Source organism: Gordonibacter sp. 28C (genome assembly GCF_003339845.1).
Classification (GTDB): Bacteria; Actinomycetota; Coriobacteriia; order Coriobacteriales; family Eggerthellaceae; genus Gordonibacter.
The window spans coordinates 119,196-137,337 of the sequence record NZ_PPTR01000008.1 but is presented as its reverse complement, the minus strand read 5'-3'; the positions used below and the strand labels follow the sequence as shown (position 1 = coordinate 137,337).

Annotated in this window: 16 protein-coding genes; 5 read left to right on the top strand and 11 right to left on the bottom strand. The window is 65.6% G+C overall.

Annotation, left to right across the window (positions count from 1 at the left end; genetic code table 11):
- Positions 1-248 precede the first annotated feature (248 nt).
- Positions 249-1,130, top strand: coding sequence for a glycoside hydrolase family 25 protein (locus C1878_RS11185; protein ID WP_114601748.1), 882 nt, complete (start codon positions 249-251; stop codon positions 1,128-1,130).
- Between the two features lie 269 nt (positions 1,131-1,399).
- A complete protein-coding gene (locus C1878_RS11180; protein ID WP_114601705.1) occupies positions 1,400-2,704 on the top strand; it encodes an MFS transporter in 1,305 nt (434 codons plus the stop codon).
- A 39-nt stretch (positions 2,705-2,743) separates the two neighbouring features.
- On the opposite strand, the gene uvrB is transcribed toward C1878_RS11180, so the two are convergent.
- The 3 genes from uvrB to mnmA form a co-directional block, all read right to left on the bottom strand.
- Positions 2,744-4,894 (bottom strand): excinuclease ABC subunit UvrB, encoded by a 2,151-nt coding sequence (uvrB, locus tag C1878_RS11175; RefSeq protein ID WP_114601704.1) that lies wholly within the window; start codon positions 4,892-4,894, stop codon positions 2,744-2,746.
- Positions 4,895-4,972: 78 nt separating this feature from the next.
- Positions 4,973-5,569, bottom strand: a complete 597-nt coding sequence (gene coaE, locus C1878_RS11170) for a dephospho-CoA kinase (protein WP_114601703.1) — start codon at positions 5,567-5,569, stop codon at positions 4,973-4,975.
- Positions 5,566-6,636 carry a tRNA 2-thiouridine(34) synthase MnmA gene (mnmA, locus tag C1878_RS11165; RefSeq protein WP_114601702.1) on the bottom strand — a complete coding sequence of 357 codons (1,071 nt, stop codon included), beginning with the start codon at positions 6,634-6,636 and terminating at the stop codon, positions 5,566-5,568. Before mnmA ends, coaE begins: the two co-directional genes overlap by 4 nt.
- A 197-nt stretch (positions 6,637-6,833) precedes the next feature.
- Here mnmA and C1878_RS11160 point away from each other — a divergent pair, with 197 nt between their 5' ends.
- A complete protein-coding gene (locus C1878_RS11160; protein ID WP_114601701.1) occupies positions 6,834-8,771 on the top strand; it encodes an acyltransferase family protein in 1,938 nt (645 codons plus the stop codon).
- A gap of 109 nt (positions 8,772-8,880) precedes the next feature.
- Here C1878_RS11160 and rpsA read toward each other — a convergent pair whose 3' ends face one another.
- From rpsA to C1878_RS11140, 4 genes are all read right to left on the bottom strand, one after another.
- Positions 8,881-10,110, bottom strand: a complete 1,230-nt coding sequence (gene rpsA, locus C1878_RS11155; RefSeq protein WP_114601700.1) for a 30S ribosomal protein S1 — start codon at positions 10,108-10,110, stop codon at positions 8,881-8,883.
- A gap of 293 nt (positions 10,111-10,403) precedes the next feature.
- Complete coding sequence (locus C1878_RS11150; RefSeq protein ID WP_114601699.1) at positions 10,404-10,829, bottom strand: Fur family transcriptional regulator; 426 nt, start codon at positions 10,827-10,829, stop codon at positions 10,404-10,406.
- Positions 10,830-11,136: 307 nt separating this feature from the next.
- The gene (locus C1878_RS11145; protein WP_114601698.1) at positions 11,137-11,475 is read right to left on the bottom strand and encodes a P-II family nitrogen regulator; all 339 of its coding nucleotides are present in this window, start codon (positions 11,473-11,475) and stop codon (positions 11,137-11,139) included.
- Positions 11,476-11,503: 28 nt separating this feature from the next.
- Positions 11,504-12,778 carry an ammonium transporter gene (locus tag C1878_RS11140; RefSeq protein WP_114601697.1) on the bottom strand — a complete coding sequence of 425 codons (1,275 nt, stop codon included), beginning with the start codon at positions 12,776-12,778 and terminating at the stop codon, positions 11,504-11,506.
- Positions 12,779-13,030: 252 nt separating this feature from the next.
- Here C1878_RS11140 and C1878_RS11135 point away from each other — a divergent pair, with 252 nt between their 5' ends.
- The gene (locus tag C1878_RS11135; protein WP_114601696.1) at positions 13,031-13,540 is read left to right on the top strand and encodes a GNAT family N-acetyltransferase; all 510 of its coding nucleotides are present in this window, start codon (positions 13,031-13,033) and stop codon (positions 13,538-13,540) included.
- Positions 13,541-13,662: 122 nt separating this feature from the next.
- Positions 13,663-13,839, top strand: a complete 177-nt coding sequence (locus C1878_RS11130) for a YegP family protein (protein ID WP_114601695.1) — start codon at positions 13,663-13,665, stop codon at positions 13,837-13,839.
- Between the two features lie 106 nt (positions 13,840-13,945).
- Here C1878_RS11130 and C1878_RS11125 read toward each other — a convergent pair whose 3' ends face one another.
- The 4 genes from C1878_RS11125 to nusB form a co-directional block, all read right to left on the bottom strand.
- Positions 13,946-14,998 carry an inorganic phosphate transporter gene (locus C1878_RS11125; RefSeq protein ID WP_114601694.1) on the bottom strand — a complete coding sequence of 351 codons (1,053 nt, stop codon included), beginning with the start codon at positions 14,996-14,998 and terminating at the stop codon, positions 13,946-13,948.
- Between the two features lie 266 nt (positions 14,999-15,264).
- Positions 15,265-17,139, bottom strand: coding sequence for a 1-deoxy-D-xylulose-5-phosphate synthase (gene dxs, locus C1878_RS11120; protein ID WP_114601693.1), 1,875 nt, complete (start codon positions 17,137-17,139; stop codon positions 15,265-15,267).
- Between the two features lie 18 nt (positions 17,140-17,157).
- The gene (locus C1878_RS11115) at positions 17,158-17,448 is read right to left on the bottom strand and encodes an exodeoxyribonuclease VII small subunit (RefSeq protein WP_114601692.1); all 291 of its coding nucleotides are present in this window, start codon (positions 17,446-17,448) and stop codon (positions 17,158-17,160) included.
- Between the two features lies 1 nt (position 17,449).
- A complete protein-coding gene (gene nusB, locus C1878_RS16910) occupies positions 17,450-18,130 on the bottom strand; it encodes a transcription antitermination factor NusB (RefSeq protein WP_241963708.1) in 681 nt (226 codons plus the stop codon).
- Between the last annotated feature and the right edge of the window lie 12 nt (positions 18,131-18,142).

Here is an 18,142-nt window from a genome sequence, read left to right as displayed (position 1 = left end):
CGACGTTTCCCCTGCTCGTGCATTTTGGGAATCGCCCCGTGGGTGCGAAAGGCCCTTCGAAAGCGCTCCTGCGCCTTCGAAGGGCGTATCCTACCGTCAATTCTGCTCAAAAATCGGCCCTTCCGCTGCACTCGAGCCCTCTTGACGGCCGAAGAGGCCGCCGGACGCACCGGCAGGAATTCTGTAATCGCAGCGGTGTCGGCGGCGGAGCGCCCGCGAGCGCGAGAGGCTTTGCTAGGATGAACCGCATGAACACGAAAGGACCCCTCCCACCCCGCGCACCGCGCCCAACGCGGCGCACGGCACGCAGCGTCGCCCCGCAGGCCTCCAAGAGCCCTGCGTCCCTGCGCGTTGTCGCGGGCCTCGTCGTACTGGCGCTCGTGGCAGGCGCCTTCGGCTTGCTGTCCGCGCGTTGCACGTCCCCGAACGACGTCGCCTCCCCAACGGGTTACGTGAGCCCCTACGATTGGAGCGGCCTCGAGCGCTCCGGCGATCGGCTGGCCTATTACGAGGACGGCGAGCTGCGCTCCCGCCTGGGCGTCGACGTATCCGACCACCAGGGCGCCGTCGACTGGAACGCGGTTGCCTCCGACGGCGTCGAGTTCGCCATGGTGCGCGTGGGCAACCGCGGCTACACCGAGGGCGTGCTGTACGCCGACGACCGGTACGCGGAGAACATCGAAGGCGCGACGGACGCAGGGCTGGACGTGGGCGCGTATTTCTTTTCGCAAGCCGTGAGCGTCGAGGAGGCGCGCGAGGAAGCCGAGTTCGTGCTGAACCTTCTGGCGGGCCGCCATCTGGCCCTACCCGTCGTGTACGACCACGAGCCGGTGAGCGACGCCGCGGGCCGCGCGAACAACCTCGACCGCGATACGCTCACCGCCTGCGCCCGGGCGTTTTGCGAACGCATCGAACAGGGCGGCTACTCCACCATGATCTACGGCAACAGCGGCGACATGGCGCGCTACGACCGCGCCGACCTGGGCGACCGCCCCGTCTGGTTCGCAGAGTACGATGCCGCGCAGCCCCATGCTCAGTTCGATTTCACCATGTGGCAGTACACGAACGGCGGCACCGTGGCCGGCATCGACACGAACGTGGACCTGAACCTGCTGCTCGATACCAAGTAGAAGGCTTCCCCCGTGCTTGACACGCTCTGCATGCGCCAGTAGACTATGCGGACCGGAAACCTATCAAGGAGCTCTGTGTTGATGCACCACGCATTTCTGTAGTCGGCACGCTTGCGCGCGCCGATCTCCATCGCAACTTCCCGTTGCACCTCTTTTTGCCAACTGAAATGGCTGGCACGGCCGCGTCCGCAACCCCACACTGAAATGCACACCGCCCGACTCCACGTTGCGCGGCCGCCCATCGCATCGACCTTGAAGGAGCTTCGTTCATGACTGAATCCACCGTGACCCTGAGCGCCGCGGGCCATCCGCTTCCCAAGCGCTGGCTCGCCGTCATCGCCACCATCTGGATCGGCCAAGCCGTTTCCATGATAACGAGCTACGCCGCCGGCTACGCGGTGGTCTGGTACATCACCGAGACCACCGGCAGCGCCCTCATGCTGTCCGCAGCCGCCATCTGCGCGTATTTGCCGCAGGGCCTGCTCTCGCCGTTCGGAGGCGTCATCGCCGACAAGCACAACCGCAAAACCGTCATGATTGTGGCCGACCTGAGTGTGGGCGTGGTGTCGCTCGGCCTGGGCATCGCCATACTGTTGGGCCAGGTTTCGTTCGCGCTGCTCATGATCTTGGTCATCGTGCGCAGCATCGGTCAGGCCTTCCACGGGCCCGCTATGATGGCCGCCATGCCGCTGCTCGTGCCCGAGAAGCACCTGCTGCGCATCAACACGCTCGACCAGCTGCTCATGAGCGTGGCGTCCATCGGCGCGCCGGCGTTCGGCATCTTCCTGTACACCACCATCGGCTTCCACTCCGTCATGTTCCTCGACTTCGCCGGCGCGCTCGTGGCCGTGGCGGGCCTGGCCCTGGCGAAGATCCCCACCGTGATCGACAAGGCGGCCGAGAACCAGCACGTGCTGGCGAACCTGCGCGACGGCTGGCGCGCGCTTTCGGCGAATCGCGGCCTGGTCATCCTCATAGCCGGCGTGACCGTGGGCATGGTGGCGTTCGCGCCGCTGGGCGCCATCTTCCCGCTCATGACGTTCGACCACTTCGGCGGCGACGGCTACGCGGCCTCCATCGTGGAAGCGGCGTTCGGCGTCGGCATGGTGGCCGGATCGGTCGTGCTCATGGCCTGGGGCGGCGGCAAGCGCCTGGCGCTGCTCATCGGCGTGGCGGCCCTTATCGTGGGAGCCACCACCATGGCCTGCGGGTTCCTCACGCCGGGGATGTTCTGGACGTTCGTGGTGCTGTGCGCCGTCATGGCCGTGGCCTGCGCCTGGTTCAACGGGCCGCTCATCACGCTCATCCAACGCAACGTGCCCGAGGAGAAGACGGGGCGCGCGCTGGGGCTGTGCATGGCGGCCATGGGACTGGCCTCTCCCGTCGGCATCGCGCTGGGCGGCATGCTGGCCGAGAGCATAGGCGTGGCCCCGTTCTTCGTGGTGGACGGCGCCATCTGCCTGGCGTTGGGCGCGGTGGTGTACCTGCCGAAGAGCGTGCGCGCGCTCGACCGCGCGAAACCGGAGTCCGCGCAACTCGACACCGACTCGGCGAACCTGGAGAACCAGGCTTAAAGCCGGCATCGCGTTCGCACGCGATGCCGAGCACGCCGCCTACGAGCTGCGGCTCGAACCGTAGGCGGCGTGCTTGCGGTTGCCGAAGGCGCTGCCCTTGCGGGCGCCCTTCTTCAGATCCTTCAGCACGTCCTCCTCGCTCGCGCCCTCCACGCTCGCGCGCAGCTTCACCACTTGGTCGCGCAGGCGGGCGGCCTCCTCGTAGTCCATGCTGAGCGACGCCGACGCCATCTCGTCTTCCATGGACGCGATGATGCGCAGCACCTCCTCGCGCGAGAGCGCGGCCAGCTCCATGTTCACCTGCTCGGCCGTGGTGTTGCCCACCTCGTCGGTCACGTAGTCCATGATGTCGTTGATGGCCTTGCGGATGGTCTGCGGCTCTATGCCGTGGTCCTGGTTGTACTTCATCTGTATGGCGCGGCGGCGCTTCGTCTCTTCGATGGCCAGGGCCATGGAGTCGGTGGTTTTGTCGGCGTACATGATGACCTGGCCCGACACGTTTCGGGCGGCACGGCCGATGGTCTGGATGAGCGAGCGGTGGTTGCGCAGGAAACCCTCTTTGTCGGCGTCGAGGATGGCTACGAGCGACACTTCGGGCAAGTCCAGGCCCTCGCGCAGCAGGTTGATGCCCACCAGCACGTCGAACTTGCCCTGGCGCAGCTCGCGCAGTATCTCCACGCGCTCGAGCGTGGCGATGTCCGAGTGCATGTAGCGCGCCTTCACGCCCTGGTCCAGCAAGTGGTCGGTCAGGTCCTCGGCCATCTTCTTCGTAAGTGTGGTAATGAGCACGCGCTCGTTCTTCGCGGCGCGGTCCTTCGACTCGTCGATGATGTCGTCGATCTGCGACGCCGATCCGCGCACGATGATCTCGGGGTCCAACAGCCCCGTGGGGCGGATGATCTGCTCCACCTGCTGCTGAGACACCTTCTGCTCGTAGTCGCCCGGCGTGGCCGACACGTACACGAACTGCGGGATGCGCTCCTCGAACTCGTCGAAGCGCAAAGGCCGGTTGTCCAGGCAGCTGGGCAGGCGGAACCCGTGCTCGGCCAGCGTGATCTTGCGCGAGCGGTCGCCTTCGTGCATGCCGCGGATCTGCGGCACCGTCACGTGGCTCTCGTCGATGATGCAGAGGAAGTCCTTCGGGAAGTAGTCGATAAGCGTGTAGGGCGGCTCGCCCGGCGCTCGCCCGTCGATGTGGCGCGAGTAGTTCTCGATGCCGGAGCAGAAGCCCATCGTCTCCATCATCTCCAGGTCGTAGTTCGTGCGCATCTCCAAACGCTGCGCCTCCAACAGCTTGCCCTCCTCTTTGAACTGCTGCAGGCGCTCCCTCAGCTCGTCGCGTATGGTGCCCAGCGCGCGGTCCATCTTCGGGCGCGTGGCCACGTAGTGCGACGCCGGCCAGATGGGCAGCGCCTCGAACTCGTTCAGCTCCTCACCCGTGACGTTGTCCACCTCGGCGATGCGCTCGATCTCGTCGCCCCAGAACTCGATGCGCAACGGGTTGTCCGCATAGGGCGGGAACACGTCCAGGTTGTCGCCGCGCACGCGGAACGTGCCGCGCTTCAGGTCGTAGTCGTTGCGATCGTACTGGATGTCGATGAGCTCGTGGATGACCTGGTCGCGATCCATCTCCTTCTGCTTGTCCACGAACACGGCCATGCCGGCGTAGTCCATGGGGCTGCCGATGCCGTAGATGCACGACACCGACGCCACCACGATGCAATCGCGCCGCGAGAGCAGCGCCGACGTGGCCGCGTGGCGCAGCTTCTCCACCTCTTCGTTGATGGAGGCGTCCTTCTCGATGAACGTGTCCGACGAGGGAACGTAGGCCTCGGGCTGGTAGTAGTCGTAGTAGCTCACGAAGTACACCACCGAGTTGTTGGGGAAGAATTCTTTGAGCTCGCTGGCCAGCTGCGCGGCGAGCGTCTTGTTCGGCGCCATGACCAGCGTGGGCTTCTGCACGGCCTCGATGGTCTTGGCCATGGTGAACGTCTTGCCCGAGCCCGTCACGCCCAGAAGCGTCTGGTAGCGCAGGCCCTCCTCGATGCCTTGGGTCAGTTTCTCGATGGCCTGAGGCTGGTCGCCCGCCGGCTCGTAGGGCGACACCACTTGAAGCGGCGTGTTGGCCAGCCGCACCTCCGGCAGCTTGCCCGCCATTTCAAGACCTTCGAGGTTGGACAGATGCGCCATGCCGCTCCTTCCCGCGTACGTAAGGGAACTAGTGTAGCACAGCGCATCGGTTATGAACAGATGTTCGTAATTGAGTTGTTACAGATCTTTGCTGTAGGTGTCCCACCAGGCTATAACCTGGTTGCGCAGCTCCTCGGGGGTGCCGTCGTTGTTGAACACCACGTCGGCGGCCTCGATGCGGTCGGCGTCGGTGATCTGGCGGGCGATGCGCCGGCGCACGTCGGCCTCGTCGAAGCCCGAAGCCACGGCGCGTTCGATGCGCAGGTCGAGCGGGGCGAGCACGGCGATAACCACGTCGGCGTCGTAGGCGAGCGACGAGGTGCGGTTCTTGAACACGGAATGCTCCACCACCACGGCCTTGCTGCCCGCAGCCTCCAGCTCGGCCACTTGGTCGCGATAGGCGTCCTCGATGCGCGGCACGGTGATGCGGTTGAGCTTGCGCGTTTCGGCAGGGCTCACGAAAGCCTTGTGCGCGAGCGCCTTGCGGTTGACCGCGTCGCCGTCCATGATGTCGGACCCGAACGTGTCGACCAGCTCCTCCTTCACGGTGTCCCAGGCGAGCACGTCGTGGCCCACCTGGTCGAGGTCGATGTACGGCAGGCCCGCGTCCACAAGGGCCTTGCGGGCCGTCGACTTGCCGGCGCCCATGCCGCCGATGATGAACAGCTTCTTCATACCGATGCTACCTCCTCGATCATGCCGCCTCCGAGCACGGTGTCGCCTACGGAGAACACGGCGAACTGACCCGGCGCCGTGGTCGGCTGGGGCTCGCGCAGCACCGCGCGCACGCGCCCTTCGGGTTCCGGCTCTATGATACACGGAACGGCCCGGCTGCGGTACCGCAGTTTCACGCTGGCGGCGCGCGGCTCGTCCAAGCGCTCGATGGCCTGCCAGTTCATCGGACCTGCGAGCACGCCCCCGATGAGCGCCTCGTCCGCGAAACCCACCACCAGCTCGGCCGCTTCCGGCCGTTTTCCCAGCACGTAGTACGGCTGGGGAGCCGCGACGCCTATGCCCTTGCGCTGCCCCACCGTGAAGTTGGCGAGCCCCTCGTGCCGCCCGAGCACGGTGCCGTTTCGGTCGACGATGGCGCCCGGCTCGTCGCGCACGCCGCGCTCGCGCAGAAACGCGCGGTAGTCACCGTCCACGAAGCACACGTCCTGGCTCTCGGGCTTCTCGGCCACGGGAAGTCCCAGGTCGGATGCCATCACGCGCACCTCGGCCTTCGTGGTGCCGCCCAGCGGCAGCACGAGGCGCGCCAGCTGGTCCTGAGCAAGCAACGCCAGCATGTAGCTTTGGTCCTTGCGCGCGTCGAGGGCGGCCTTCACCACGTACCGGCCGCTTTCCGCAAGCTGCGCGATGCGCGCGTAGTGCCCGGTGGCCACCGCGCGGCAGCCCAGCTCGTCGGCCGCGTCCAGCAACGCGGGCAGCTTGCAACGGGCGTTGCAGCCCACGCAGGGGCTGGGCGTGAGGCCGCAGGCGTAGGATCGGGCGAACGGCTCCACCACCTCGCGCTCGAACAAGCCGGAGCAGTCCCGCTCGATGTGGCGCACGCCCAAGCGGGCGCACACGGCCGCCGCGTCGGCCGCCGCGCGGTCGGCCGCGCCGTCGTCCGTGAAACGGCACGTCACGCCCACCACGTCGTACCCCGCGCGCATGAGCAGCGCGGCGGACACGGCGCTGTCCACGCCTCCGCTCATGCCCAGCGCCACGCTCCGCGAACCGTCGTCGGCAACCGCCATCGGCCTTCCTTTCCGTCATATGCCCGATTCCGCCTTCCAAGGCAAGTATAGATGATAACCTTTCAACGATTCGTGAAGAGCCTACGCAGAACGGCCGGGCAGCGTTATGATGCGCTTTTGGTGTTCTGCGGAGCGCTATACTGAATCATTGCGCTTTCCGCACACCAAAAACGAACCAGAGAACAGGGGAACGCACCATGTCGGGCTCGAAATCCCGCTACATACCGGCGCTCGACGGCTTGCGGGCCTTCGCCGTGCTCGCCGTCATCGCCTACCATATGCGCATGGAATGGGCTCCGGGAGGCCTGCTGGGCGTCACGGTGTTCTTCGTGCTGTCGGGTTACCTCATCACCAGCCTGCTGCTCATCGAGTTCGACAACACGGGCAAGATCGACCTTCCCCAGTTCTGGCTGCGGCGCGTGCGCCGGCTCGTGCCCGCCATCGTGTTCGTCATCGCGTGCACCGCCGTGCTCTGCACCGTGTTCAACCACGCCTTGCTCACCAAGATGCGCCCCGACGTGGTGCCGTCGCTGTTCTTCTTCAACAACTGGTGGCAGATATTCCACGACGTGTCGTACTTCGAGGCCTTGGGGTCGCCCTCGCCGCTCGCCCACTTCTGGTCGCTGGCCATCGAGGAGCAGTTCTACCTCATATGGCCCGTGGCGCTGTTCCTCTGCTTGAGGAAGGGCGTGAAGAAAACGTCGCTGCGCAACGCCACGCTCGTGCTGGCCGTGCTCTCGGCCGTGGAGATGGCGCTGCTGTTCAGCCCCACCGCCGACCCGAGCCGCGTGTACTACGGCACCGACACGCGCGCGTTCTCGCTGCTCATAGGCGCATGGCTCGCGTTCGTGTGGCCCTCGCACATGCTGGGCGCGAAAAGCGGCGTGCGCCTGACGAAGCGCGAGCGCTCCGTGTTCGACGGCGTAGGAGCCGCGGCCCTGGTGGGCCTGGTGCTGCTGGTGGTGTTCTCGAACGGGTTCTCGCCGTTTTTGTACCGGGGCGGCCTGGTGCTGTGCTCGGTGCTCACGGCCGTGGTCATCGCGGTCATGGTGCATCCGGCCAGCCGTCTGGGCGGCGTGGCCGGCGCGGCGCCTCTCGTGTGGATAGGCAAGCGCAGCTACGGCATATACCTGTGGCATTATCCGCTTCTGCTGCTCATGGACGCGGGCACGGTGAGCGCGACGCCATGGTGGCTCTACCTGCTGCAGCTGGCGGCGGTGTTCGCCTGCGCCGCGTTCTCGTACCGCTTCGTGGAGAACCCCATTCGCCACGGCGCCATCGGCCGCTTGGCGAAGAACGTGCGGGCGGGCGAGGTGTCGCTGCCGGATTGGCTGCGCAAGCACGTCGCGCCCGTCGCAGGTGCCGGGGCGCTCGTGATCGTGGCCGTGGGCGGCCTCGTGCTCGTGCCCTCGACGTCGGCCCTCGAGGGAGGCGATTTGCTGAAACAGGCCGAGGAGCAGCAGAGCCAAGGGCCGGCGAACCTGCCCGAAGCGCCCGAGGGGGCGTCCGACGGCCAAGCGGCCGCGGAGAAGCCGAAGTTCGACGTGCTCATGATTGGCGACTCGGTATCGGTGCGCGCCGTGCCCTACTTCGAGCAGACGTTCCCCTACGGGGCCATCGACGCCGCCGTGAACCGGCAGCTCTACGTGGGTCGCGAGGTGTACGACCAGTATAAAGACCAGGACCTCGTGGGAGGCATCGTGGTGCTGGCGCTGGGCACGAACGGCCCGGCCACCGACGAGCAGCTGGACGAGATCATCGGGGACGTGGGCGCCGACAAGCAGATATGGCTGGTGAACACCCGCAGTCCGCGCGACTGGGTGCAGTCCACGAACGACGCCTTGGCAAGCGCCGCCGAGCGCTACGACAACGTGCACCTCGTCGACTGGTACGGCGAGAGCGCCGGTCGCGACGACCTCTTCGACGGCGACGGCACCCACCTGACCGAGGAAGGCGCGCGGCTCTACGTCGATCTGGTCTACCAAGCCGTCGCGGACCAGCTGCCCGAACACCACGAGGACGAAGACGTGGCGGTCGTGAAGACACCCGCCGAGCTGGCCGTGGAGGAAGTCACGGCAGCCACCCGTGCCGGCGTTGAAGCCGCCGCCCACGACATGGTGGGTCCGATTTCTTAGGGGCGGCCTGCCGCCTTCAGAGCGGAGCCGCGCGAGCGCTCCCCGTACGCAACGAGGGCCGGCGCTTGCGCGTCGGCCCTCGTCAGTTCACTCTAAACGGAAGTGCGGGTTACTCCGCAGCGGGCTCCTCGGCGGGAGCTTCCTCGGCGGCGGGAGCCTCTTCCTTCGGCTTGTCGGCCTTCTTCTTGGCCGGCTTCTCCTCGGCCTGGATGGACTCGTCGACCTCGATCTCGAAGCCCAGCTCCTCGGCGGCGGCCTTCATGGACAGGGAGATGCGGCGACGCTCGGGGTTGATCTCCATGACCTTGACCTTCACCTCGTCACCGGCATGCACGACCTGCGCCGGCGTGTCGATGTGGCGCTGCGACATCTCGGAGATGTGCACCAGGCCCTCGATGGACTGGCCCAGCTCGATGAACGCGCCGAACGGCACGATCTTCGTCACCTTGCCGTCGACGATGGTGCCCACCGGATAGCTCTCGACGAGCTTGATCCACGGATCCTCCGTCGTCTGCTTGAGGCCGAGGGAGATGCGCTCGCGCTGCAGGTCGACGTCCAAGACCTCGACCTCCACCTCGTCGCCCACCTTGACGACTTCGGACGGATGGTTGACGTGGTTCCAGGACAGCTCGGAGATGTGCACCAGGCCGTCGATGCCGCCCAGGTCGACGAACGCGCCGAAGTCGACGATGGAGGAAACGGTGCCCTTGAGGCGCATGCCCTTCGACAGCTTCGCGAGGATCTCGGCGCGCTCGTTCTTGCGGCCTTCCTCCAGCAGCACGCGGCGGGACAGCACGACGTTGTTGCGGTTGCGGTCCATTTCGATGACGCGGGCCTCGATCTCGGTGTTGAGGTACATGTCGAGGTCCTTGACGCGACGGAGGTCGACCAAGGAGGCGGGCAGGAAGCCGCGCAGGCCGATGTCGAGGATGAGGCCGCCCTTGACGACTTCGATGACCTCGCCGGTGACCACTTCGCCGGCCTTGAACTTCTCTTCCACGCGGATCCACGCGCGCTCGTACTCGGCGCGCTTCTTGGAGAGGATGAGGCGGCCGTCCTTGTCCTCCTTCTGGAGCACCAGGGCTTCGATCTTCTCGCCCAACTCCACGATGTCGGACGGATCGGCGTCCTTGCGGATGGACAGCTCGCGAGAGGGGATGACGCCCTCGCTCTTGAAGCCGATGTCCACGAGCACTTCGTCGTGTTCGATCTTGACGACGGTGCCGTCGACGAGATCGCCCTCGTCGAATTCGGTCAGCGTGCCGTCGATCATCTCGTTCATCTGCTCGTCGGAGATGTCGCTGAAGTCGATGACGGACGTGTTCTTGATGTCGGTCAAAACGGACCCCTTTCAAACTTAAGTCGGGGACCCTTCGTCATGATTGATTGCTTACACCATGTTCGCTCTGCAAAAGCTTGCTCGCTCAGCTGTGCAACAAAAACATGTCTCGGGGGCCTGCAGTTACGTGGCTTATGGGAGGTTTCCCGATAAGCCGCATTAGTATAGCACAAAAATCGATGCGCTTTTGATTCTTGTCGTAGGTGCGGCGAAGATTTTCAGCTAAACAAGACAGGACGCGCAAACTGCACCAAGCGAAAAAGCGGGGCCGCACTTCGGCAGCCCCGTCGGCGTTAGCGGTTGCCGGCGTTCTGGCAGGCGGGACACACGCCGTCGAAGATGATCTCGTGCCCCTCGATGGCGAACCCGTGCGCGTCGGCGACCTTCGAGGCGATGTCGGACTCGTAGGGCATGTCGACGTCCACGATGGACCCGCACACGCGGCACTTCGCGTGGTAGTGGGGCTCGTTGAAGAAATCGTAGCGGTCGGCGCCGTTGGGCACCTCCACGCGCAGCACGTCGCCGCGGTTGGCCAGCACGCCCAAGTTGCGGTAGACCGTGGCCCGCGATATGTTCGGGTACGTGCGGCGGACCGCATCGTACACGTCGGCCGACGTGGGATGGTCGTGCAGCGATCGCACCGCTTCCAGCACCAGCGCCCTCTGAATCGTGTTGCGCGTCGCCGCGCTTCCCTGCTTGTCGGAAACCGTACCGGCCATGGGAGGCCCCTTTCGCGCCGAGGATGATAAGGTATTAATCCGTATCTTAAGTCAAATAGGATTATATATCATTAACGCGAACCGAGAAAGGGGCTTTGGGAAACGACACCGAACCGTGGAGGAAGGGTGGAGGCGGACATCGGGCCACGGGCTTGCGCGGAAGGCGCGCACGCGTCGAGCTCCTTTCGAGCCGCCTCGGCCGCACTCCGCACGTTTCCCGCCATGCCCCGTCCACCTCTTCTCACGCGGAACGGCCCGCCCGGTTCTACCGGACGGGCCGTCGCTCGACACCGTGCGTCGCGCGCGCCTACACGGCGGCGTCGCCCTGCTCGCCAGTGCGGATGCGCACGACCTCGTCCACCGGGAAGATGAATATCTTGCCGTCCCCCACCTCGCCCGTGCGGGCGGTCGAGCGGATCAGCTCGACGAGGGAATCGACCTGCTCGTCATCGACGACCAGCTCGAACTTCACCTTGGGAATCATGTTCAGCATGACCTCGGTGCCGCGGTAGTACTCCTTCCAGCCGTGCTGGTTGCCGCAGCCTTGCACCTGAGAGATCGTCATGCCGTTGACCTTGACGGCGAACAGCGCGTCTTTCAGCGGCTCGAGCTTTTCCGGACGGACGATCGCGGTAATCTTCTTCATGGTCTCACTCCTCTCGCTTTATCTCAGTTTAGTCCAAGCCGACGTAAGCCGGGTACGCGCTCTCGCCGTGAGCCGCCACGTCGAGGCCGCGCGCCTCGTCCTCTTCGCTCACGCGCAGCTTGCCCTTGAAGCACAGCTTGACGACAAGGCCGATGACCACGTCGGCGACGCCCACGAACACGATGGTGACCAAGATGCCCAGGATCTGGCTGACCAGAAGCGACGGATCGCCCGTGTAGAGCAGGCCGCCGAAGTCGGTCCAAGACAGCTCGGGCACGCAGAACAGGCCGGTGAGGATGCCGCCCACGACGCCGCCCACGCAATGGCACCCGAACGCGTCGAGCGCGTCGTCGTAGCCGATCTTCTGCTTGCAGAAGGAAATGGCGAAGTAGCAGACGGGCGACACGACAAGGCCCATGACGATCGCGGCCCACGGCTCCACGAAGCCGGCGCCCGGCGTGATGACCACGAGACCGGCCACCAGACCCGTGGCGGCGCCGACGAGCGTGGGCTTGCCAACCTTCATGCGCTCGACGACCATCCAGGAAACCAGCGCAGCACCCGAAGCGACAACGGTGTTGACCAGCGCAAGCGCGGCGATGCCGTCAGCGGCGAACTCGGAGCCCGCGTTGAAGCCGAACCAACCGAACCACAGAAGGGCCGCGCCCAGAGCCACGAACGGCACGTTGTGAGGCCGGTAGTTCATCATGCCGAACCCGCGCCGCTTGCCCGCCAGGATGCACAGGATGAGGCCGGTCAGGCCGGAGCTGATGTGCACGACGTCGCCGCCGGCGAAGTCGAGCGCGCCGATCATGTCGCCCACCAGGCTGCCCTCGCCGCCCCACACCATGTGGGCGAGCGGCGGGTACACCACGATGGTCCAGATCGCCACGAACACGCAGATGGCGCCGAACTTGAAGCGCCCGGCCACCGCGCCCGTGATGATGGCCGTGGTGATCATGCAAAACGCCATCTGGAACACGACGTCGACGATTCCGGGATAAACCGCGTCTTCGGGGACTGCTTCCGCTTCAGCGAGCATGCCTTGCGTGGTGCCGAAGAGTCCAAGCTGATCGAAGCCCCCGAAGAAGGGGATCGAACCGTCTCCGCCGTAGGCGAACGACCACCCGCACACCGTCCACGTGATGCCGACGATGCCGAGAACCGCGAACACCATGATCATCGTGTTGACCACGTTCTTGCGGCGGCTCAACCCCCCGTAGAAGAACGCCAAGCCCGGCGTCATCAGCAGGACGAGCATCGCGCAAACGATCATGAACCCCGTCGAACCTGTGTCAAACATATGCATCTACCTCCTCTATCCAAGCTTCCCGTCAGGTGACGCATTCGATGATCGCATCGTTTCATCAGGTAATACGTAAAACTGCCCACTGTTAACGCGCTTGGAAACGCCTTTTAACAAACGGGAAGCACCGGCGTTACTGAACGGAAACATGGCCCGCAAGACGATCGCGCGAATCGTCCCGAGAGGTGGACGCGCGCGGTGCCGGTTGCGGTATAGTGGGAAGGCACGTGACAAAGGAAGGAGCATTGCATGACGATCGAGTTCGTTGCGGTCGAGACACCCGAGGACCGGCGGCGCCTGGCGGCGCTCGCCGACGAGATATGGCACGAGTACTGGCCCGCCCTCATCGGCGAGGCGCAAACCGACTACATGGTGGAGCAGTTCCAAAGCCTGGAGGCTATCGAGCGCGACATGGCCGAACACGGCTACGAGTACTGGTTCCTGCGCGCCGACGACGGGCGCATCGCAGGCTACACGGGCGGACGTTCCGAGCCCGAGACGAACCGCTTCTTCATCTCGAAGATATACCTGCTGGCCGAGGAGCGCGGGCACGGATTCGCCAGCCAGACCGTCCGCTTCTACGAGGACCTGTGCCGCGAGCGCGGGTTCGACGCAATGTATTTGACGGTGAACAAGCACAACGACCTGGGCGTGCGCGCCTACCGGGGCAAGGGGTTCGAAACCATCGATTCCGTGGAGACGGACATCGGGCGCGGCTTCATCATGGACGACTTCGTCATGGAAAAGCGCGTGAACTAGCCGGACAGCGTGCCTGTCCGCAGGCGACCTTCAAACCTTGGTTCAATCGCGTGGCTGCTCCGACCTGCGGCTTCGAGCGGTGTATCATCTTCAATATCGTTCGCGAAGAGAAGGAGAAGCCCATGGGAAAGTTCGTCATCAAGACGTCCGACACGGGATGCCATTTCGTGCTGAAGGCCGACAACGGCGAGATCATCGCCACGTCCCAGCACTACAAGTCGAAGGAATCCTGCAAGAAGGGCATCGAGAGCGTTAAGAAGAACGCGCCCGACGCCGAGGTCGTGGAGGAAGAGGCGTAGATCCCTCCTGCCATCTGCTGCGCAAGAAAGCCTCGGGTCGACATGACCCGAGGCTTTCTTTATGAAACACATTGCAGGTTGTTCGTAGGGGCGACCCGACAAGGCATCAGAAGAACGTCAGGAACAGATGCGTGAAGGCGAACGCGAGCAGGCCGCAGCCGGGAAACGTGAGCACCCAGGTGCCCACCATGCGGCCGGCCAGGCCCCACTTCACGTTGCGCAGGCTCTTCTCGGCTCCCACGCCCATGATGGCCGTGGTCTTCGTATGCGTGGTGGACACCGGCAGGCCCGTGAACGTGGCCAGGCCGATGCAGAAGCAGGCCGACAGGCACGCGGCGAAGCCCTGGTACTGCTCCATCTTCACCATGTCCATGCCCACCGACTTGATGATCTTCCTGCCGCCCACCGCCGTGCCCAGCGCCATGGTTGCCGATACGAGGATGATCAGCCAGAACGGAAACGTCACATCGCCGCCGGACTGCCCCGTCATGGCCAGCATGATACCCAGCATGCACAGCGACAGGAACTTCTGGCCGTCCTGCGCGCCGTGCAGCACGGCCACGCCGGCGCCGGAGACGATCTGCGCCCACTTGAAGAACGAGTTGGCCTTGACGCGGTCGGCTCCCCGGCAGAGCCGCTTGATCATGCGCGTGAACAGCCATCCCGTGCCGAAACCGAGCACCGTGGATATGACCAGGCCGTAAACGACCTTCATCCACTCGGCTCCGTTGACGCCGGCCAGCCCGCCCTGCAGGGCGATGGCGGCTCCGGTGATGCCTGCGATGAGCGAGTGGCTTTGCGACGTGGGAATGCCGAAGTACCAAGCCGTCACGCCCCACACGATGATGGCCACCATGGCCGCCGCCAACGCGATGAGCGCGGCGTGGTTGTCGCCGCCGAAGTCGACCATTTTGAAGATGGTGGCCGCCACGGCCGACGAGATCATGGTGATGGCCGCAAGGCCGACGAAGTTGCACACCGCAGCCATGGCTATGGCGGGCGTGGGCTTCATGGCCTTCGTGCCCACGACGGTGGCGATGGCGTTGGGGGCGTCGGTGGCCCCGTTCACCACCGTGGCGCCCAGCGTCAAGATGACGATGAGCGCGAGAACGGGATCGCTCGCGAACGCCGCAGCGAACGCGCCGAAATCAAAGCTCATGCGAACTCCCTCCCGCACAGGGAGCGCGAACCGGCGAGCACGTCCAACTCATCCCCTTACACGGCGTCGGCGACAAAGCATACGAATATTTGATAATAGGGGAGTTTTATCAAGACATTGCAAGGGAAAGATCAAGTTTGGGTAAAGTCGCTGAACGGTGGGGTTCGCGTTGCCGCCCGTAGGGGCGCTCTGGAGAGCGCCCCTACGGGCAACCGGGTAAGCAGACCACCGGGCACAAACGGGCACCCGAGCCGACGGACAGGCTACTATCCCAAGCGCTCCTCCACGGAATCCGCGATGCCCTGCGGGTCGAGCCCGAGGTCGCGCAGCAGCAGGTCGGCCTTGCCTTGGGGCACGAACACGTCGGGAACCCCCAGCGTGAGCGCAGGCACCGCGAGACCTTGGCGGGCAAGCTCGCCGAGCACGCCCTCCCCCGCACCCCCGGAGACCACGCCACCCTCCACGGTGACGACGAGCTTCGTCTGGGCGGCACGGGCGACGGCGTCGGCGTCGAGCGGTTTCGCCCAACGCATGTCCACGACGCGCGCCTCGACGCCGCGCTCGGCCAGCAGCTCCGCAGCCCCCAGCGCACGGCCCACCATGCGCCCGAACGCGAGGATGGCCACGTCGTCGCCTTCGCGCACCGTGCGCGACTTCCCCACTTCCAGCACTTCGGGGTTCTCGGGCAGGGGCACCCCTTCGGCCGCTCCGCGCGGATAGCGGATGGCGAACGGGCCGCCCAGCGCGAGCGCCGTGTGCAGGGCGTGCACGAGCTCGGCCTCGTTCGACGGCGCGAGCACGCGCATATGCGGCACCATGCGCGTGTACGCCAAGTCGAATATGCCGTGGTGCGTGGGGCCGTCCTCGCCCACGACGCCGGCGCGGTCGATGGCGAACACCACGTCGAGGTTCGGCAGCGCGTTGTTGACGACGAGCTGGTCGATGGCGCGCTGCAGGAACGTGGAGTAGATGGCCACGACGGGCTTCTTGCCGCCCACGGCCAGCCCCGAGGCCAGGCCCACGGCGTGCTCTTCGGCGATGCCCGCGTCGATGAAGCGGCTCGGGAACTCCTCGGCGAAGTCCGAAAGGCCCGTGCCGTCCTTCATGGCGGCCGTGATGGCCACGATGCGGTCGTCGGCGCGCGCCTCCTCGGCGAGCGCCTTGCCGAACACGCTCGTGTAAGACGGGGCGGTTGCGGGCTTCTTCTTCACTTCGCCCGTGGCGATGTCGTAGGGGGCGACGCCGTGGAACTTCTCGGGGTTGCGCACGGCAGGTTCGTAGCCGGCGCCCTTCTTCGTCACCACGTGCATGAGCACGGGAGCGTCGGCGGCCAGCACCAAGCCCAGCGTCTCCTTGATCGCGCCGATGTCGTGGCCGTCGATGGGAGCCGTGCACACGATGCCCAGCTGCTCGAATATCATAGTGCGCGGAAGCACGAACTGCTTCATCGACTCCTTCATGTTGCGCCCGAAGTTCGCGAGCGCCGTGCCGAGGGCGCCGCTGTTCTCCAGCTTCTCTTGCACGGAGTCGCGCGTCTGGCGGTACTGGGAGGAGGCGCGCATGTTGCCGAGGTGCTTCATGAGCGCGCCCACGTTGCGCGAGATGGACATCTCGTTGTCGTTGAGGATGATGACCATGGGCGTTTGCGCCTGGCCGATGTGGTTGAGCGCCTCGAACGCCATGCCGCCCGACAGGGCCGCGTCGCCGATGAGGGCCACGACTTTGTTGGCACCGCCGGAAAGGTCGCGCGCCTTCGCCAGGCCCAGCGCCACCGACAGCGAATCGGACGCATGGCCCGAAGGGTGCACGTCGTAGGGACTCTCGTCGGGCTTCGGGAAGCCGGAGAGGCCGCCGTAGGTGCGCAGCGTTTTGAACTCGTCGAGCCGTCCCGTCACGAGCTTGTGCGCATAGGACTGATGGCCCACGTCGAACACGAAGCGGTCGACAGGGCAATCGATCATGCTGTGCACCGCGAGGATGATCTCCACGGCGCCCAGCGACGAGGCCACGTGGCCGCCCGTCTCCGACGTCACGGTCACGATCTCCTCGCGAATCTCGCGAGCGAGGATGAAAAGCTCGTCGTCGTCCAGCAGCTTGAGATCGGCCGGCGACGAGATCATATCGAGAATGCGATGGTCCATGGTCACGCTCCCGTTTCGCTACGCCGTTGCCGGCTCGGGCGCCTCCGCGTCCGAGCCGGCGTTTGCGGCATCCGCCTCGGTTTCGGCATCCGCCTCGGTTTCGACCTCGCCGTCCTGCGCGTCGTCCAACTCGTTGCGGGCCTCGATGTTCTCCTCGAGCAGCTCGCTGGCACGCAGGCCCAGGCCCACGGCCTCCTCGTACAGGGAAAGCGCCTCGTCGAGGGGCATCTCCTCGGAGCCCACGGCGTCGACGATCTCGTCGAGGCGGGTTTTCACCTGGTCGAACGTCTCGTACGATTCGCGCGCCACGTCACGCTCCCTTCGGCGTTCCGAAGACCAGGGCCTCGGCAGGCGCGGGCGCGGCCTCGGGTTCCGCTGCAGCGGGCACCGCTGCGACGGTTTCGGCCGCCGCGCTTGGAGCCTCAAACGCTCCGGCGGCCTCTTCGGGCCCTTCGGGGGAGGCTGCGTCGCCAGGCACCCCGGCAGGGGTCGCGGGGATCCCGACCGCCTCGGCAGGAGCGGCCTTGCCGCCCGCGGGAGCGACGCCGGGCATCCCTTCCCCGTTGGCCGCCTCGGCTTCCAGTATCTTCGCGATGCGGCCCAGCACCCCGTTCACGAAGCGCGGCGACTCGTCCTCGCCGCCGAAATCCTTCGCCAGCTCCACGGCCTCGTTGATGGTGACGGACGTGGGCACGTCGGCCACGTACATCATCTCGTAGGCGGCCAGGCGCAGGATGGAGCGGTCGACGATGGGCATGCGGGTGAGCGCCCAGTTCTCCGACGTGGCGACCAGGTGCCTGTCGATGGCGGCGCGATGCGCCTCCACGCCGCGAACCAGCGTTTCGGCGTATTCGGGCAGCGGACCGTCCTCGGCCAGGTAGCGGCCCTCTTCGGCGATCTTGGTGGCGCCCTCGTCGGTTATCTCGCTCGTGTAGAGCAGCGCGAGCGCCGATCGGCGCGCACGCGTGCGTTCATGTCGTTTAGCAGCCATAAAAGTTCAGCA

Excerpts from the sequence above, each read along its gene's own strand:
- C1878_RS11185 (WP_114601748.1), top strand. The coding sequence starts at position 249 with ATGAACACGAAAGGACCCCTCCCACCCCGCGCACCGCGCCCAACGCGG.
- C1878_RS11180 (WP_114601705.1), top strand. The coding sequence starts at position 1,400 with ATGACTGAATCCACCGTGACCCTGAGCGCCGCGGGCCATCCGCTTCCC.
- uvrB (WP_114601704.1), bottom strand. The coding sequence starts at position 4,894 with ATGGCGCATCTGTCCAACCTCGAAGGTCTTGAAATGGCGGGCAAGCTG.
- coaE (WP_114601703.1), bottom strand. The coding sequence starts at position 5,569 with ATGAAGAAGCTGTTCATCATCGGCGGCATGGGCGCCGGCAAGTCGACG.
- mnmA (WP_114601702.1), bottom strand. The coding sequence starts at position 6,636 with ATGGCGGTTGCCGACGACGGTTCGCGGAGCGTGGCGCTGGGCATGAGC.
- C1878_RS11160 (WP_114601701.1), top strand. The coding sequence starts at position 6,834 with ATGTCGGGCTCGAAATCCCGCTACATACCGGCGCTCGACGGCTTGCGG.
- C1878_RS11150 (WP_114601699.1), bottom strand. The coding sequence starts at position 10,829 with ATGGCCGGTACGGTTTCCGACAAGCAGGGAAGCGCGGCGACGCGCAAC.
- C1878_RS11145 (WP_114601698.1), bottom strand. The coding sequence starts at position 11,475 with ATGAAGAAGATTACCGCGATCGTCCGTCCGGAAAAGCTCGAGCCGCTG.
- C1878_RS11140 (WP_114601697.1), bottom strand. The coding sequence starts at position 12,778 with ATGTTTGACACAGGTTCGACGGGGTTCATGATCGTTTGCGCGATGCTC.
- C1878_RS11135 (WP_114601696.1), top strand. The coding sequence starts at position 13,031 with ATGACGATCGAGTTCGTTGCGGTCGAGACACCCGAGGACCGGCGGCGC.
- C1878_RS11130 (WP_114601695.1), top strand. The coding sequence starts at position 13,663 with ATGGGAAAGTTCGTCATCAAGACGTCCGACACGGGATGCCATTTCGTG.
- C1878_RS11125 (WP_114601694.1), bottom strand. The coding sequence starts at position 14,998 with ATGAGCTTTGATTTCGGCGCGTTCGCTGCGGCGTTCGCGAGCGATCCC.
- dxs (WP_114601693.1), bottom strand. The coding sequence starts at position 17,139 with ATGGACCATCGCATTCTCGATATGATCTCGTCGCCGGCCGATCTCAAG.
- nusB (WP_241963708.1), bottom strand. The coding sequence starts at position 18,130 with ATGGCTGCTAAACGACATGAACGCACGCGTGCGCGCCGATCGGCGCTC.